The following is a 17,176-nucleotide window of genomic DNA, read 5'->3' as shown; positions in this document are numbered from 1 at the left end:
AAGGCAGGCAATCCCAACCAAAAAAATACTCAAAAACAAAAAACAGGCATAAAAACAAAAAACAAACACACTATCGAGTTCACAAACAACACCCCCACATTTGCAATTCACCCGAGGATGAATCTCAAAGGGGCTTTCGCGCTTTGCAACGTTTCCGTCGCCCTCAGCGCAACGAGTTATAGATTAGGCCATTTAGAGGCTCGTCGTCAAATCAAAACACTATGATGACGAGCACACCTTTAAAAACGGCTCATCGGACAGCAACTACAGCCAAATTCCTGCGGCCCTTACGGATCAAAACCAACCCGCCGGCAAGCAGATCATCAGCACTCAAAACTGCCTCTTCGTCTTCTACCTTGACCTTATTGACATAGGCTCCCCCACCCGCGAGGGTACGACGCGCAGCAGTGCGCCCCTTCTCAAGGCCGGTCTCTACAAGAGCGTCAACAAGAGTCGCCCCCAACTGAAGTTCCGCACGCGGAAGGTCACTGGTTGCTGCAGCCAAAGTGGCCTCGTCAATCGACGAAAGGTCACCGGTTCCCCACAGTGCCTCGGTTGCAGCCTGCACACGCTCAAGTTCGTCTTGACCGTGGACCAACGCAGTGACGCTGGCAGCCAACGCTTTCTGCGCAGCACGCTGATGCGGGCGCTCAGCGACCTCAACCTCAAGGGCCTCGATCTCTTCGCGTGAGAGGAAAGTGAAGATCTTCAGAAAACGAACCACGTCGTCATCGGCAACCTGCAACCAGAACTGATAGAAGGCGTAAGGGCTGATCATCTCAGGATCGAGCCAGATCGCGCCGCCCTCGGACTTACCAAACTTTGTTCCGTCGGCCTTAGTAATGATGGGCGTCGTCATCACATGGGTATCGGCGCCTTCGATCTTATGAATCAGGTCGACGCCGCCAACCATATTGCCCCACTGATCATTCCCACCGGTCTCAAGAGTGCAACCATAGCGACGGAAAAGTTCGAGGTAGTCATTTGCCTGAAGAATCTGGTACGAAAATTCTGTGTAGGAGATCCCCTCGTCGGAGGCAATACGGCGCGCAACAATATCCTTGTTGAGCATGGTGCCAACACGGAAGTACTTACCGATTCCGCGCAAGAGATCAATAGCGCTCATCTCTTGCGTCCAATCGAGGTTATTCACCATTCGCGCTGCTGCGGGCCCCTCGAAGTCAAGAAAACGAGAAATCTGCGCACGCAAACGATCTGCCCAGCCCTGAACAACTTCGGTGGGTTGGAGTTGACGCTCACCACTTTGACGCGGATCGCCAATCTGGCCCGTTGCACCACCCACGAGTGCAAGCGGACGGTGTCCCGCGAGTTGCAGGTGACGCATAACGATCAGCTGAACAAGGTGACCATGGTGAAGTGAAGGTGCTGTCGGATCATAACCGCAATAGAAAGTGACCGGGCCCTGCGCAAAGTGAGCACGAAGTGCATCAAGATCAGTGTGCTGAGCAATCAGACCACGCCATTGGAGGTCGTCAATAATATCGGTCACGGAAATACCTTCTTCTTGTTGGAACACGTGCGCAATACAGTGTACGGGAAAAGACTCACCTTAAAGGACGCGCCTTGATTGTGTCTCACGAGGCCGCAGATCGGTCTGCGTAGCCGGCAGCACCTAGCCGACGCGAGGCCTCGTCCCCACGTCGAGGCGGGTGAAAGTCAATTGATTCTGCTCGGACCTTCAGCCAGGTAGCAAAACCAACGAAAAGAACCCAGTTACCCTCGGTTAGCAAACGAGACTCGGTGAATGACTGGACGAACATCGCGAGCATAAGAACAGCGGCGAGGACGGGGATCAGATCGCTCTCAAGATCACGAAGGGCGACACGGAAAACACGAATCATGACCCACAACACCGCGAAGGCCAAGAGCATAAGCCCAACGATGCCAGTCTGGAATAGTGCCTCAATGTAAGCGTTATGCGCCTGCATGGTAGGCGTACCGTCTGGACGAACAACAAGGTTCTTGAACAGAGGCAACCACGGGGGCCACATCACAACCCATCCCCAGCCAAGAAGGGGATGCTCAGTCCACAATTCCAAAAGCTTCGCCCAAATAACACCGCGCCCGGTCATATCAGAACTGCGTCCCAATATCTCAGTTACCTGATCCTTCATCACAACAGCGACCAGCAGGAAACTGGCCGCAGCGGTCAAAGCAACACGAACAGCGAAACGCCGCTCATAAAATCCGAGATGACGGATGACCAAAAGGAAGATGAGTGCACTGAGGGAAACCAGCATGGCAACGAACACCGTTGCCGAACCAGTGAGAATAAGAATGCCAACGCAGGCACACACCCACAGTAAGTTGCGAATGTGCTGATTCCGATCCTGAATCCAAAAGACAAGCACGCCAAGAAGCAGTAAGAGTGCAATAAACGCTAAAGGATTGCGGTTTCCCACGAAACCTTGAATCGGCCCTCCCTTGAATAGCGAGTCATTGATCCAGTAATAGAGCTCTGGAACTTCTTTCCAATGGCGCATATACACGGGAGGAATTCGATGACCAACGAAGAGCGAAACCCACAGCTCAAGAGCATATGACAGAACAACGACGATCTTCATCGCATCCATAAATACTTTCAGCATCTGCCGAAGCGGAAAAGCAATTGCTACAAGTATCCCTGCCGAGCTTGTTGCAAGAGTGATCAGAGCTGAGGCGAAAGTTTCAAGACGGTACTGGCTCCAAATCACCGACAGACAGCAGAGCACGATGAAGGATGAAACAGACAGCGAAATCCTTCGCAAGGTCACGCGTCGTCCGGCAAGAAAAAACACGACCCAGCATGCAAGCAACACCAAAACGGTGATGATGCCAAAACCGAGCCAACCGAATGTGTTACGAACCCCTTGGCCAGCAAAGGCCAAGAAGAAAATCGCGACCCCCGCAATGGGCAGCAGCGACTCGGCTCGAGAGCTAACTGTTGTATTCACGCATGTCCTCAAGACAGAAAGAAATTCTAGTAGGGAGAATAGCGGCAAGAAGCCGTGCCCGCTAGCGACAGGCTAGCGGGCACGGCTGTGTTTAATGAAAACCTAAGAATCGATCGTCCTCAGAGCGTGCTCGGGTGAGTTCCTCCCCCAGCCAAGGACGTCAGGTAGTCCTGAGCATTAAGGGCACCTTGAGCACTGGTACAGATAATCAAGACGGTGTCGTCACCCGCGATAGTTCCAACAACATCGTCAATACGTGCAACATCAAGAGCAGAACCTAGAAGGTTCGCTGCTCCAACAAGAGTGCGCAAAACCAATTGATTTCCCACGCACGTTGACGTCACCAGAAGAGTTTGAAGCCACCGCTGAAGGCGTTCAGTGCTGGCTTCAGCCTCATGGGATTGTGAACCATCAGCATTGGGAACCGAGTAAATCAGCGCGCCACTACGATCGCGCATCTTTGTTGCTCGCATTTCCATAAGATCGCGCGAAAGGGTGGCCTGAGTGACGTCAATTCCCTGGCTGCCCAATGCACTACGAAGCTGTTCTTGCGAACTAATGGTTTGGGAGACCAAAAGATTTCGAATCGCCGCGTGGCGGCCAGCTTTCGTCTGAGGTGTCGCTTCAGATGACATCAAAACCCCTTAACTACGTCCATGAATCGACATTGACTCCACTCCCGTTGCACCAGTGTAAGCGAGAAACGGGCCGTGTGCGAAAATCTTCGCGCACACGGCCCGTTTCCTTAACGATCCAGGACTCAGCGATACCTCAGTCCTGCTTTAGCTGCTGTGCAATGGATTCTGCCCACTGATCAATCGCATTCCAATCACGGAAATCACCTTCAACAGCACCTGCAAGCCGAACAATAGCGCGCTCACGCAGCGACAAGATTGAAGGATCATATCGTCCAGCAAAGGAACGCAGTTCCTTTGCATCAACACGGGTGAGCACAGGACCGATCCTGCTGGGATCTTGCGGAACATGCTTGGGAACACCATTCATACCGACGGAGAAGGCCCACACGGGTAGCTTGTGAAGCTGCTGAGCAAAACGTTCCATAAAATCGTGAGCTTCAGGCAGCCACTGGGTCATGTACACAGCAGATCCGCAGATCACTGCATCAAAGCCATCAAGCGAGTCAACCTCTTCGGGAGACTTGCGGACAACCTCAAACCCATCACTGGTCAGATGGCGTGCAATCGCATCCGCAACTTCGATGGTTGCACCGTGATGTGAAGCCGCTGTTACTAAAACCTTCATAACTACTCCTTCGCGCCAATAACCACGTTAATCCTAGCAAGAGGAAACTCAATCATCCGCGCAGCGTTGCCCCAAGAACCTTTCCCGTCTTACTGACGATGTCAGCACGAACTTTCTGCACCTCATCCGGAGTTAAGGTGTGATCGCCGGCGCGAAGGCGTACAGAGAAGGCAAGAGAACGGAAACCTTCGGGAACCTGGTCACCCTCGTAAATATCAAAGAGGACCAGATCTTCGATCAAGGCACCCGCCGCCTGGCGAATGACCTGCTCAACACGTGATACGGGAACATTCGTCGAAACAACCAGTGCAAGGTCTTCCTTCGCTGCGGGATATGTCGAGACAGGCTTTACCTGCATGGGTTCATCACTCATCACTAAGATCAATGCATCGACGTCGAGCTCGAGCGCGCAGGCTCGTGCAGGCAGCCCAAAAGCCTTACATGCCTTCGGTGAGAGCTCACCAGCGAGAGCAAGTTCGACACAATCTTTACCCAGACGGGCGAAAATACGAGCAACCCGTCCCGGGTGCCAAGGAGCGACCTCAGCGGGATCCGTGGCAGCCTCGGGAAGTCGAGGCCCCTTAAGCGTTGAGGGTTCGGCAAGCCAGGCACGCGTCACCTCGACGCGCACTCCCAATTGATCGCAGATTGAGCGTGCGACCTCGACTGCATCTGCCCAATCGAAATTTCGTTGGGAATCAAGAATTCCCGCGGGACGGGCATTGCCAGCAAGTACTGCACCAACATGCCACGGCTGGGACGGAGTCCCCGCCTCAAGTGCGGCAAGTTGCTCGTCACTGGGACGATGCTCAGCAGAAATCAAGCCGGTGGGAACAACACCCTCGGGGTGAACAACCTTTGCGATCTCGAAAATCGCAACCGAAGGGATACCGCGAGCCCAGTTGCGTGCGGCAGTATCCAGCAAGGTATCCAGAACCGAAGTACGGAGCAGGGGCGCATCATCGGCAAGCGGATTACGCAGCTTCACAGCACAACGGCGAGGGTCGTTCGCACTCAGGCCCTGCTTATCGAAAGAATCTGAGACGAAAGGATAGCTTTCCACCTCGGTAAGACCAGCGTGGGCCAGCCCCTGGGCCACCAAACGTCGTGCGCGCTGGGCAGTAGTCAAACCAGTACCTGCGGGGGCTGTTGGCAAAACCGAGGGAATACAGTCATAGCCATCCAAACGCGCAATCTCTTCCACGAAGTGTGCAGAACCCGTGAGATCAGGCCGCCATGAAGGAGGAGTCACGCGAACGCGCTGACCATCAATATCCTCAAGGACACATCCGACCTGCTCAAGCAACTCGCACACACGTTCGGGAGCGTAGGAAACGCCAGTCAGACGCTCAGCATCGCTCAACGCAAACTCGTAGCTTGTCGGCGCTGGCAAAGTGTTGAGATCAAAAACTGCAGGATCAGCCTGACCGCCACCGTATTGAACCAGAAGATCAACGGCACGCTGTGCAGCAACTGCGGGAAGGAGCGGGTCAGTCCCACGCTCAAAGCGCTTCGCGGCCTCGGAGTGCAGCTTGTGGCGGCGCGAAGAACGAGCAACAGAAACCGCATCAAAATGCGCGGCCTCGAGAAGGATGTCAGTCGTCGACTCCTCGACCTCAGAATAGGCACCACCCATCACACCAGCGATCCCCAGAAGGCGTGAACCTTCCTCACCACTTGGCGAATCAGAAATCACCAAATCTTCGGGATCCAAGGAACGCGTGACCTCGTCCAGAGTTGTCAGTTTTTCACCCGAACGTGCGCGACGGACAACGATCGGAGCTTCAAGAGCGGCAAGATCGTAGGCGTGCATTGGCTGCCCAAGGTCAAGCATCACGTAATTGGTGATATCCACTGCCAAAGAAAGCGAACGCATTCCCGCCATTTCAAGGCGCTCAACCATCCAACGAGGCGTGGGAGCTGCAGGGTTAACCCCGCGCACGATCCGAGTCACAAAGCGGTCCGCACCCACGCGCCCATGGATGGGAGCATTGTCGGCAACGACAACAGGGAACCCGGCCTCGTTCGCCTCGGGAACGGACTCAACAAGAGTGCCAACCATTCCAGGATCACGGAAGGCCACACCCGTCGAATGTGAGAACTCACGAGCAACGCCTCGCATCGAGAAGCAGTACCCGCGGTCCGGAGTGACGTTAATTTCCAAAACTTCTTCGCCCAAGCCGAGGAAGGAAATGACGCTGTGGCCAACAGCGGGCAGCTCTGCACCGGGGAAATCCTTCTGCAAGATGATGATGCCGTTATGGTCTTCACCCAAGCCAAGTTCGCGCGCCGAGCACATCATGCCATCAGAAATATGGCCATAGGTCTTTCGTGCAGCAATCTCAAAAGGTCCGGGAAGAACCGCACCCGGAAGTGAGACAACCACATAGTCGCCGACCTCGAAATTGTGCGCGCCACAAATAATGCCACGTGATGGGAGATCACTAGGTTCTTTACCCGTGCCGGGAGCGTCATTGTGCTCCCCAACATCGACACGACAGTAATTCACGAGCTTGCCATTCGAAGCTTCGAATTCATCGCGCGTCAGAACACGCCCGACGACAAGGGGACCGCTGACACGAGCCGGGTGAATAGTCTCTTCCTCAAGCCCGACACGAACCAGAGCGGCTGCGAGCTCCTCGGTGGTCATTGCCGGATCTGCATCGACATAGTCGCGCAGCCAGCTCATTGGAACCATTGGCATGTCAGTTGCCCCTTCCCAGTCCATTAACGCCGAATTGCTCGGAGAAGCGCACATCGCCCTCGACAATGTCATGCATGTCTGCAATACCGTCTCGCAGCATCAGGGTTCGTTCGACACCAACACCGAAGGCAATACCCGTATAGATTTCGGGATCAATCCCGGTCGCGCGCAGAACATTGGGGTTGACCATTCCACAACCACCCCATTCGATCCAGCCGGCTCCGCCCTTCTTTTGCGGGAACCACAGGTCCATCTCCGCGCTTGGTTCGGTGAAGGGGAAGAACGACGGACGCAAACGCGTCTTCGCATCAGGGCCGAACATATGGCGTGCAAAGTGGTCAAGAACGCCCTTAAGATGCGCCATTGTCAGACCGCGATCAATCGCCAGTCCTTCAACTTGGTGGAAGACAGGGGTATGCGTCGCGTCCAGCGCGTCGGAACGGAAAACCTTACCGGGGCATGCCATGTACAAAGGAACGCCTCGAGAAAGAATCGAACGCGATTGCACGGGTGATGTGTGTGTTCGCATCACCAAGTGGCCATCTTCTTCATTTTCACCACCGACGCTGCGTCCATCAATGTAGAGCGTGTCTTGCATCTGACGCGCGGGGTGATCGATATCGAAGTTCAAAGAGTCGAAGTTGAACCATTCGTGTTCAATTTCCGGTCCCTCTGCAATCTGCCATCCCATTCCGACGAAGAAATCCGAAATCTTTTCCATGATCGTTTCCAGGGGATGACGTGCACCTTGACGCTCACGCGCGGTAGGAATGGTAACGTCGACAGCTTCGCTCACCAAAACCTGCGCATCATGGCGTTCCTGCAGAAGCTCCTGACGCTCATCCAATGCCTGGGTAATACGCGAGCGGGCACCTCCTAGAAGACGACCAGCAACGCCTCGATCTTTCGGCTCCAATTGCCCGATTCCGCGGTTTGCCTGGACAAGAGCAGCTGAGTCTCCCATAAATTCCAGGCGAACTGCCTTCAATTCATCGAGGGTTTCGGTATGAGCAATAGCTGAAGTCGCTTGAGTAACGAGCTCTTCAATTGCCTGCTCATCCAAGGGATTGAGGCCACCAGCGGTGCCGGTCATGTCCTACTCTCCTATGATTGGTGTCAGCATTTTTCCTCGTCAAAATACGAGGGTTTTCTTCATTGTAGGTCAACAGCTTCTTCTGGCTGGAACGAAGCCGTAGTGCGGACTAGGCTCATAGGGCGACGAAAGGAAAAGAATGACGGGTTACCTCGCTGACGATTCAGCGCCTCACGTGGATGCTTCGCACTCCCCTTCTCCCACCTCCCAGGGCCCTCTAGATAAGAAGCGGATTCGTATCCAGCATCTTCAGGCTGCAAAAGAGCAGGGCGTCAAGATTTCGATGTTAACGGCCTATGACGCACTCACTGCCTCGATTTTTGATCAGGCGGGGATCGATATGATCTTGGTCGGAGATTCGCTGGGCAATGTTGTTTTGGGCTATTCCTCGACTCTTCCAGTCACTATTGAGGACATGGAACGCGCTACTTCGTCCGTTGCCCGGGCAAGTAAACGTGCTTTTATCGTCGCGGACCTCCCCTTTGGCAGTTACGAGGCCTCCCCCGCCCAGGCCCTTACAAACGCAGTCCGCCTGATGAAGGCAGGTGCACACGCTGTCAAGCTCGAGGGCGGTGCGCAGCGCGCCGACACCGTCAAGCTCTTGACCGAAGCAGGTATTCCGGTCGTGGCACACCTGGGCTACACCCCCCAATCTGAAAACGCTTTGGGTGGGCCTCGCGTTCAAGGACGCGGTGAAGGTGCACAGATCCTTGCTCGCGATACCCATGCATTAGCTGACGCAGGCGCTTTCGCAGTGGTCTTTGAAATGGTCCCTGAACCGATCGCCACTCAACTGAGTCAAGAACTTTCGATCATTACGATTGGAATCGGCGCGGGTCCACACACCGACGGACAGGTTTTGGTGTGGTCGGATATGGCCGGCATGACCTCGTGGTCACCTTCCTTTGCACGCCGTTTCGCGCAGCTCGGACAAGAGCTTCACTGTGCAACACAAAGCTATATCTCCTGTGTTCGCGACGGCTCATTCCCCTCGTCCGAGAACTACCGAACAAATTAAGGACTACACCGCAATGTCGCACTCAACTGGTGCCGAGCGCGCCCCACTTGGCAATCTCAAACCTGGAAAGATTTCTCCGCGTCGCCCTGTCCCGGCACACATTGATCGTCCGGAATACATGTACCACTCGGGTCCAGAAGTAATTACTGCCTCTGATATCAAGACGCCTGAAACCATCGAGAAAATTCGTAAAGCCGGCCAAATCGCAGCACAGGCACTCCAAGCAGTGGGGGAAGCAATTCGTCCTGGGGTAACCACTGACGAGTTGGATCGCATTGGCCACGATTTCATCATCTCGAGCAATGCCTACCCGTCATGCTTGGGGTACATGGGATTTCCGAAGTCCCTGTGCACCTCAATTAACGAAGTCATCTGCCACGGTATCCCCGATGACCGTCCCCTTGAAGATGGTGACATCATCAATGTCGACATCACCGCTTATTACGACGGCGTGCATGGAGATACATGCGCGATGTTCGAAGTTGGGACCGTTGATGAAGAGTCCCATCTTCTGATCGAACGTACGCGTGAAGCAATGATGCGCGGCATCAAGGCTGTTCGTCCTGGTCGAGAGATCAATGTGATTGGCAGGGTCATTGAATCCTACGCGCATCGTTTTAACTACGGTGTTGTTCGTGACTACACCGGACACGGTGTCGGCGAAGCCTTTCACTCAGGTTTGATTGTCCCCCACTACGACACTGCTCCCGCACACAGCGAGATCATGGAAGAAGGCATGGTTTTCACCATTGAACCCATGCTGAATCTGGGTGGAGTTGAATGGGAACAATGGGATGATCAGTGGACAGTCGTGACAAAAGATCGTGGTCGTTCTGCACAGTTCGAACACACAATCGTTGTCACTGAAAACGGCGCTGAAATCCTGACGCTTCCATAATTCTCTGGTGAATTTTAACGATCCGATAAAGACGGTTATCCTTAGAGAAACGGCCTTCGAAGGAGAACAACATGACACTTGCATGTGGAATTGATATTGGCGGATCAGGTGTCAAGGGTGCCCTTGTTGATCTTGAAACAGGGACCTACTCCAGCGAAAGCGTAGTGATCGAAACCCCGACCCCAGCGACTCCCGATTCCGTTGCACAGGTCTGCGGTGATCTTCTACACCAGCTCGGCGTCACCGATGATATCCCCGTCGGAATCACCTTCCCCGCGCCAATTATTCATGGACGAGTTCCCTTTATGGCGAACCTTGATCCAACGTGGGCAGGAATCGATGTTGTCGAACTCATGGATCGCCACTTGGGGCGCACCATTGTTGCTCTCAACGACGCCGATGCCGCCGGACTAGGTGAAGCGATCTACGGCGCCGCTAAAGATGTTCCCGGAGTTGTCATTGTTACCACCCTTGGAACAGGAATCGGATCGGCCATCATCAATGATGGCGTCTTAATTCCGAACTCAGAACTCGGTCACCTTGAGATTGACGGCCACGATGCCGAAACCCAGGCTTCTGCAGGTCAGAAGACCGCTCAGAAACTTGATTGGGTTACATGGGCGGGGCGCCTCCAGCGCTACTATTCGCACGTTGAGATGCTCTTCTCCCCCGACCTTTTCGTTATCGGTGGCGGAGTGAGCGCTAATCACGAGAAGTTCCTCCCCTTGTTGAACCTCCGCACCCCCACTGTCCCCGCAAAGCTACGTAATACCGCAGGTATTGTTGGTGCGGCTTACGAGGCCGCACGTGCGGCTCATAAGTAGACGAGTACTCATCGACTGGCAAATAAACAAAAAGTGTGGCCGCTCGGATTAGCGAGCGGCCACACCTGCATAACAGTCGACCTGTACGCCGGGTTCTGTTCTACGTATTCGTAGTGGCGACCATCTATCTAGGACCACCGTTGCCGATGGTCTCAAGCAACCTACCCGCAGACAACGAAGGGGCACCTCTTAACGTCTGCTGCTCGGTCTTGCTCCGGATGGGGTTTACCTAGCCGATGCGGTCACCCGTATCGCTGGTGAGCTCTTACCTCACCGTTTCACCCTTACTGCTCTACGCAGCGGTTTGTTTTCTGTGGCACTAGCCCGCGAGTCACCTCGGGTGGCTGTTAGCCACCATCCTGCCCTGTGGAGCCCGGACGTTCCTCGAGACAAAAGCCGCGCGGCCGCCCAGCCGACTGACATGCACAGGGAATTTTAGCGCGTTTCCCACTAGTGTGGAGGCGTGGAAATTTGGCTACCCCCATCCGAAGGAAAGAACCCGCCTGGAGAAGGCCCGTCTCTTAACCTCTCAGCACTCTCTTTCCCTTCTTTAACTGATACGCGCAAAGAGATCATCGAGGCCTGCGCACAGATCACCGATAAAGAACAAGCACAGCAAATATTCAATGCGAGTTTTCGTCACTCAGCAGAAATTGAGGCCAACCAAGCGCTGATGTCCCAAGCCTGCGCACCGGCCTCGCAAGTCTTTAACGGCGTACTATTCGATGCCCTTTCCGCCCAGGAACCCCACGCATGGACAGGGGAAGGAAGCCAACACATCACGATCTTCTCAGGACTATTTGGTGCTCTAAAGCCAACAGACCTCATTCCTTTGCACCGCCTTGCAATGGGAACAAAGCTCCCCACGCTTGGGAATGTCACCACCTTGTGGAAACCAGCCCTGGGGAGCGCACTTGCGGAAGATCATTCTGAAAAGCTCATTCTTGATTGCCGCTCCAGTGACTACAGACAGGCGTGCCTAGCCCCGTGGGCACACCTGTGGGAAGTTCGTGTTGAGCGCCTGCGAAACGGTAAACGATCCGTTGTCTCTCACAACGCGAAAAAATGGCGCGGAATGCTCAGCGGGGCACTAGCTTTGCGATGCAGTGGCATTGAGAACACGAGCGATTTGGAAGATGCTTTAGCTGAAGTAACGCCAACGCTACGATCCTGCGATGCACGCGGCGCTATCAGTCATGTGAAAGAAATCGAAGTCTCTCCCGCAAAAAGTACCTCCCAGGGAGGCAGTACGCGCACCCTGACACTGGTGACAGTCGAGGACTGAAAGATCTAGGCTCTAGTCCTCACGACGATCTGACCGGTTTCCTCAGCAAAGTAGAGTTCATCGGCGGGAGTGAGGCGAATGCGCTCAAGTTCCATAGGAGATAGCTCCGCAAAACCCATTGGGTTCCCATCGCGAACTTCGATCACCGCGAGCGCTCCATTCTTTGAACGTGCGCTCTCATATTCGTCAAGAAGCTCGGAATCAATCTGCCCAGCACGTTCACGACGCTGGGCAATCACGCCACGAAGCTCATCATCAAGCTGAGCAACCTCTTCAAGGAAGCGGGCCTTAGTTGCTTCGATATCCGCCTCAATAGCCTGAGCTTCCGCATTCATCTGATCACGGGCGGCACGTGCTGATTCCGTGCGCTCTTCAGCAGCGAGCTGTTCTTCTTCTAGACGGGCAATACGCGAATCCATCTGAGCGATTTCGTGTTGCATCGAATTAATATCACGCAGGGGAACCTGGTTCTTTTCGATACGCTCATTCTGGCGATCCCGACGAGCCTTGACACGTTGGATCTCATCCTCGATCCGGGCCACCTCACGTTCGCAGTCTGAAATGACTGCTCCTTGCGTTACCGCAGCGCGTTGCAGGTCGCCAAGACGTCCAGCAAGCTCTCGAACTGTCTCATGCGCCGGGTGAGCCTGGCGACGGTGGCGCAGGGCAGATTCTTTCTGATCCAGCTTTTGTAGCTCGAGCAGGACAAGTTGCTGAGGATGAGGCGCTTTCACAGGTAACTTCCCTCCGTATCCAGATGTAGGCTCCAAGGTTCTGTGACAATGGTAGAGACTTTCACGTCGCAGGTGATACCCAAGCGGCGTGCTTCTTCCCTCAGTTTCTGCGCAAGGACAGGAAGCCACAGGCTTTCTGTTGCCCAGTGGCTGGCACAAATCAGACTGCAGCCGCCATCTTCAAGGAATTCACTGGCGGGATGATGACGTAGATCAGCGGTGATAAAAACGTCAGCGTCACTGGCACGTACGGCATCAAACATTGAGTCTCCAGCGCCGGGACTGACCGCCACACGTCGAACCAGACTGTCAAGTTCTCCTCCGACCAAGAGGCCATTTGGCCCTTTTGGCATTACCCGTGCAACCGTATAAGCGAACTCTCGCAAAGCTGTTGGCTTGATGGAGCCGATCCTTCCCAAACCTATCGCCTGGTCATCAGCATTCACACCTTCGGGTGAAAGTACTTCGATATCGCTCAATTCCAGTGCCTGCGCACATGCCTGCGCAACGCCATCTTGTGCGACGTCGCCATTGGTGTGAGCATTAAAAAGCGCAATTTCATGGCGATTGAGTGCGGAGATGATTCGCCCCTTCGCGCTCTCTTGATTGAGGAAGGATGTTCCTCTGAGCAGCAAGGGGTGGTGCGTGATGATCATATTCGCACCCCACTGCAGAGCTTCCTGGACCACTGCCTGCGTGGGATCTAGCGCAAGAAAAATTCGATCAACCTGGGCCTGTGGCGCTCCGGTAATTAATCCGACCTTGTCCCATCCATGGGCACTTTCGGGCGGATACCAATGATTCATGAGCGAACGAACGTCACCAACACTCCACTTCGTCATACCTTTAGTGTAGCCGGGTGACTGACAGGTCACATCGATAGGACGAATGTCCCACTCACTAACCAAGACACACGAATTACCCACAACTAAAATTGAGGGGTGCGGATTTTAAACCTCATCCCCAGCGGACTCACCGATTATTCGGCCGTGAATGACTTCCAACATGCTCTTCACGACCAAGTGGCCTCAGGGCAGGCCGAAGACACTCTGATCGTCGCGGAGTTCGCACCCGCATGGACGGCGGGACGCCATACGAAGCCCGAAGATATCCCGGACTCAAGTGTGCCCATCATCCACGTCGACAGGGCAGGGTCCGCCACCTGGCATGGCCCCGGACAAGTTGTTATCTACCCGATTGTTCGGCTGCGAGAACCAGTGGACCTCTACGCGTGGATCCGAAGCGTAGAAAATGGTGTTCTTCAAACCCTGCGAAAAGAGTGGGGACTTCCCGTCGAACGAATCGAAGGAAGAGCCGGAGTCTGGCTGCGCGGATCTCAAGGCAGAGATCGAAAGATCTGCGCGATCGGCCTTAAAGTTGCACGCGGCGCCACCATGCACGGAATCGCACTGAACGTGGCGATCGATCCTGCACACGCCTTTAGCGGAATTATTCCTTGCGGTTTAACTGACGCCGACGTTGCTTCACTTTCATGGGAGGGTGTCTACTCAGATGTGCCTCATGCTGCCCATCTGCTTGTCCCTCATCTGATCCAGTCCATTACCCCTCAATTAGCCACGCGCCCAGAGCCAATCCACTGGGAGGAAGCCCCCGCTGGCGCATTCGCACCGACGGCCTCGTCGGAATCACAGTCGGAAGGACCCACGCAATGAGCACCCTGCCTGATCCCGAAGGACGCAAGCTGCTGCGCGTCGAAGTTCGCAACGCACAAACCCCCATTGAGCATAAGCCCGAATGGATTCGTACAACCGCTCGCGCGGGTGAGAACTACCAGGACATGCGTTCGCTTGCACGTGGCGCAGGCTTGCACACGGTGTGTGCAGAGGCTGGCTGCCCCAATATTTACGAATGTTGGGAAGACCGTGAAGCAACCTTCCTGCTCGGCGGAGCAATTTGCACCCGCCGCTGCGATTTTTGCGATATCGCCACCGGTCGCCCCACAGAATACGACCGCGATGAGCCACGCCGTATCGCAGAATCGGTCGCACAGATGGGACTTCGCTATGCAACCATCACCGGCGTCACTCGCGACGACCTTCCTGATGGCGCAGCATGGCTCTACGCAGAGACAACACGCCAAATCCGCGCCAAGAGCCCGGGTACCGGTATCGAGTTACTCGTCGACGACTTCCGTGGCTCGAACGAGGCCATAGACATGGTCATTGAAGCTGCACCCCAAGTCTTTGCCCACAACCTTGAAACTGTCCCACGCATCTTTAAGAAAATTCGCCCAGCTTTCCGTTACGAGCGTTCCCTCGCAATGATCCAGCGCGCTCACGATGGCGGAATGGTCACTAAATCGAATCTGATTCTTGGTATGGGTGAGACCCGCGAAGAGATCATCGAAGCCATGCGCGACCTTCATGAGTCTGGCTGTGATCTTCTCACGCTCACACAGTATCTGCGCCCCTCTCCTCTGCATCACCCGATCGACCGTTGGGTGCACCCAGAAGAATTCATCGAGCTTTCTGCCGAAGCTGAGGCAATGGGCTTTGCCGGAGTCATGGCAGGCCCACTCGTGCGCTCGTCGTACCGTGCTGGATTGTTGTGGGCAAAGGGAATGCGCGCCCGAGGCTTTGAGATCCCCGCACATCTAGCGCACATTGAAAACTCGGGATCAACCCTGCAAGAAGCCGGATCGGTGCTCGACCGTTTGAAGAAGCGACAGGAACTCCATCGCTCAATGGCTGCCGCGCAGTCCGCACAATGACAGGGCAAGAAACGAGCGGTGCGAGAACGCCCAATCTCTCCCCCGCTCATGCACTACTTGCTGCAGCGCATCAACGTCCAGATCACCCAAGTTTGATTGATGCTTCAAGCGGGCACAGCCTGTCGCTCGAAGAAAGCGCGAGGCTAACCCGCGGACTCGCATGGTATTTCCATTCCCTAGGAATTGGGAGCGAAGACCGCATTGTTGTGTGCGCTCCAAATAGCATCTGGCACTTCATTGTTCACGCAGCAGCATCGTGGATCCATGCGGTCACTGTTCCCGTCTCACCGTTGCTTCCCGACAGGCAACGGCAAGAGATTTACGAGCTCGTCTCCCCCACACTGATCATCAGCACCGATGGGCATTGCGTTGACGGTGTTTCGACACTGCCTATCTCCCTTGTTGAAGAACGCGCATCAGAGACCGCGAATCAAATCCCCGTCGGCTGGGAGCCTTTGACATGCGACGACCAGACTGCCGCTTTGGTTTTTACGTCCGGCACCTCAGGGAAAATGCGTGCCGCTCAGCTCAGCCATGCAAATCTATGGTGGGCATCTCAGTGCTTTAGGGATGGTTTCGAGTACTCCCCTGGTTCTGCAATCTGCGGAGTCGTTGCACCGCTGTCACATATCGGGGGTTTCAACGGAACCTCGATGGATATCTTCACCCACGGCGGGACCGTAGTTGTTTTTTCCTCTTTCCAGCCACTCTCAGTGGTACGAGGTATTGAAAAATGGCGGATTTCGATCATGTTTGTCGTACCCGCTATGTGCCACATGCTGCTGAACGCAGCTGATGAAAATAACGTAGATTTAAGCTCATGGACACACCCTTTGGTAGGTGGCGATGCAATGGGCGAATCACTGTATTCGAAGATGCGCGAGGCCGAGCTTTCCCCCATTCATGTTTGGGGGATGACAGAGCTCGGCGGAGCCGGCACTTTCCTAAGTCCCGAGGCCTGGCAGCATCATCCCGGCGCCATCGGCTATCCCTTCCCGTACATTGAGTTGCGCCTGGTTGATCCGCAAGGAAACCCCATTGACGAGGCCGGGCACAGCGGCTCTATTGAAGTGCGCGGTCCCGGGGTGGCAGCATGCTACTGGGGTGACGAGCCACGCTACACAGATGAGTGGTTTTCAACCTCAGATGTTGGGGTTTTCGATTCAGACATGTGCCTTCACATTCTTGGGCGCGCATCACGAGTTATTAACACCGGCGGCGAGCTTGTCTCCCCCATTCGCGTTGAAGAAGCTCTTCGCACTCTCGAATCAGTTGCTGATTGCTGCGTACTCGGATTGAAGGATGAAATCTGGGGACAGATCGTTGCAGCAGCCTTAATCCCCGCTTCTGATCAGCACCCGTCATTGCGCGAATTACGTGAAGAGCTTAACGAGGCCTTGGCGCCTTGGCAGCATCCTCGGAGTATAGTTTGGGTCGATGCGCTCCCCCAAACAACAACTGGGAAAGTCAATATTTCCCAGGTATCACGGTTATTTGAATAGAAGCTACTTGTAGAGAAAATGTGGGGTGCAGATGAATATCTGCACCCCACAACGCATAACGCGGCTCTTCAGAGTTGAGTGTGGGTGACCGGGTGTTGGTCGGGGGTTGCGGGTAGAGGTCGAGGTCCCAGGTGATGAGCGGACTTCTACCCCCGCTGTCGTCAAGGACC

The 17,176-nt window shown here is 54.7% G+C and carries 16 protein-coding genes and 1 other RNA gene; 8 read left to right on the top strand and 9 right to left on the bottom strand.

Annotated features, from left to right (window positions below):
• Positions 1-225: hypothetical protein (locus KHW85_RS08055; protein WP_291459513.1), on the top strand; the 225-nt coding region annotated here is incomplete at its 5' end.
• Positions 226-250: 25 nt separating this feature from the next.
• Here KHW85_RS08055 and tyrS read toward each other — a convergent pair.
• From tyrS to pheS, 6 genes are all read right to left on the bottom strand, one after another.
• The gene (tyrS, locus tag KHW85_RS08050; protein WP_291459512.1) at positions 251-1,510 is read right to left on the bottom strand and encodes a tyrosine--tRNA ligase; all 1,260 of its coding nucleotides are present in this window, start codon (positions 1,508-1,510) and stop codon (positions 251-253) included.
• 85 nt (positions 1,511-1,595) lie between these two features.
• Positions 1,596-2,954, bottom strand: coding sequence for an O-antigen ligase family protein (locus tag KHW85_RS08045; protein WP_291459511.1), 1,359 nt, complete (start codon positions 2,952-2,954; stop codon positions 1,596-1,598).
• A gap of 119 nt (positions 2,955-3,073) precedes the next feature.
• Positions 3,074-3,589 (bottom strand): arginine repressor, encoded by a 516-nt coding sequence (argR, locus tag KHW85_RS08040; protein WP_291459510.1) that lies wholly within the window; start codon positions 3,587-3,589, stop codon positions 3,074-3,076.
• A 136-nt stretch (positions 3,590-3,725) separates the two neighbouring features.
• Entirely contained in the window at positions 3,726-4,217 is a 492-nt protein-coding gene (locus tag KHW85_RS08035; RefSeq protein WP_178707118.1) for a flavodoxin domain-containing protein, read from the bottom strand.
• A gap of 52 nt (positions 4,218-4,269) precedes the next feature.
• Entirely contained in the window at positions 4,270-6,921 is a 2,652-nt protein-coding gene (gene pheT / locus KHW85_RS08030) for a phenylalanine--tRNA ligase subunit beta (protein WP_291459509.1), read from the bottom strand.
• Between the two features lies 1 nt (position 6,922).
• A complete protein-coding gene (pheS, locus tag KHW85_RS08025) occupies positions 6,923-8,014 on the bottom strand; it encodes a phenylalanine--tRNA ligase subunit alpha (protein WP_291459508.1) in 1,092 nt (363 codons plus the stop codon).
• A gap of 139 nt (positions 8,015-8,153) precedes the next feature.
• On the opposite strand from pheS, the gene panB reads away from it, so the two are divergent.
• The 3 genes from panB (at position 8,154) to ppgK (ending at position 10,754) form a co-directional block, all read left to right on the top strand.
• Positions 8,154-9,032 carry a 3-methyl-2-oxobutanoate hydroxymethyltransferase gene (gene panB / locus KHW85_RS08020; RefSeq protein WP_291459507.1) on the top strand — a complete coding sequence of 293 codons (879 nt, stop codon included), beginning with the start codon at positions 8,154-8,156 and terminating at the stop codon, positions 9,030-9,032.
• A 13-nt stretch (positions 9,033-9,045) separates the two neighbouring features.
• A complete protein-coding gene (gene map / locus KHW85_RS08015) occupies positions 9,046-9,930 on the top strand; it encodes a type I methionyl aminopeptidase (protein ID WP_291459506.1) in 885 nt (294 codons plus the stop codon).
• Positions 9,931-10,001: 71 nt separating this feature from the next.
• Positions 10,002-10,754 carry a polyphosphate--glucose phosphotransferase gene (gene ppgK / locus KHW85_RS08010; RefSeq protein ID WP_291459505.1) on the top strand — a complete coding sequence of 251 codons (753 nt, stop codon included), beginning with the start codon at positions 10,002-10,004 and terminating at the stop codon, positions 10,752-10,754.
• A gap of 68 nt (positions 10,755-10,822) precedes the next feature.
• On the opposite strand, the gene rnpB is transcribed toward ppgK, so the two are convergent.
• Positions 10,823-11,174, bottom strand: an RNA gene (gene rnpB / locus KHW85_RS08005) — RNase P RNA component class A.
• A gap of 43 nt (positions 11,175-11,217) precedes the next feature.
• On the opposite strand from rnpB, the gene yaaA reads away from it, so the two are divergent.
• The gene (gene yaaA / locus KHW85_RS08000) at positions 11,218-12,039 is read left to right on the top strand and encodes a peroxide stress protein YaaA (protein WP_291459504.1); all 822 of its coding nucleotides are present in this window, start codon (positions 11,218-11,220) and stop codon (positions 12,037-12,039) included.
• A gap of 5 nt (positions 12,040-12,044) precedes the next feature.
• Here yaaA and KHW85_RS07995 read toward each other — a convergent pair whose 3' ends face one another.
• Together KHW85_RS07995 and KHW85_RS07990 are read right to left on the bottom strand one after the other, a co-directional pair.
• Positions 12,045-12,773, bottom strand: a complete 729-nt coding sequence (locus tag KHW85_RS07995) for a hypothetical protein (protein WP_291459503.1) — start codon at positions 12,771-12,773, stop codon at positions 12,045-12,047.
• Positions 12,770-13,615, bottom strand: coding sequence for a Nif3-like dinuclear metal center hexameric protein (locus tag KHW85_RS07990; RefSeq protein ID WP_291459502.1), 846 nt, complete (start codon positions 13,613-13,615; stop codon positions 12,770-12,772). The genes KHW85_RS07995 and KHW85_RS07990 overlap by 4 nt, the downstream gene beginning before the upstream one ends.
• A 99-nt stretch (positions 13,616-13,714) precedes the next feature.
• Between KHW85_RS07990 and lipB the strand changes: the two genes are divergently transcribed.
• Genes lipB through KHW85_RS07975 form a run of 3 tightly spaced genes read left to right on the top strand, consistent with a single transcriptional unit; the run spans position 13,715 to position 17,006 of the window.
• On the top strand, positions 13,715-14,446 hold the full coding sequence (gene lipB / locus KHW85_RS07985) for a lipoyl(octanoyl) transferase LipB (RefSeq protein WP_291459501.1): 732 nt from the start codon (positions 13,715-13,717) through the stop codon (positions 14,444-14,446).
• Positions 14,443-15,504 (top strand): lipoyl synthase, encoded by a 1,062-nt coding sequence (lipA, locus tag KHW85_RS07980; protein ID WP_048711538.1) that lies wholly within the window; start codon positions 14,443-14,445, stop codon positions 15,502-15,504. Before lipB ends, lipA begins: the two co-directional genes overlap by 4 nt.
• Complete coding sequence (locus tag KHW85_RS07975) at positions 15,501-17,006, top strand: class I adenylate-forming enzyme family protein (RefSeq protein ID WP_291459500.1); 1,506 nt, start codon at positions 15,501-15,503, stop codon at positions 17,004-17,006. The genes lipA and KHW85_RS07975 overlap by 4 nt, the downstream gene beginning before the upstream one ends.
• Positions 17,007-17,176: the final 170 nt, after the last annotated feature.

The sequence above is a fragment of the Actinomyces sp. oral taxon 181 genome (genome assembly GCF_018370895.1).
GTDB lineage: Bacteria > Actinomycetota > Actinomycetes > Actinomycetales > Actinomycetaceae > Pauljensenia.
This window is presented reverse-complemented; position numbering and strand designations above follow the sequence as displayed.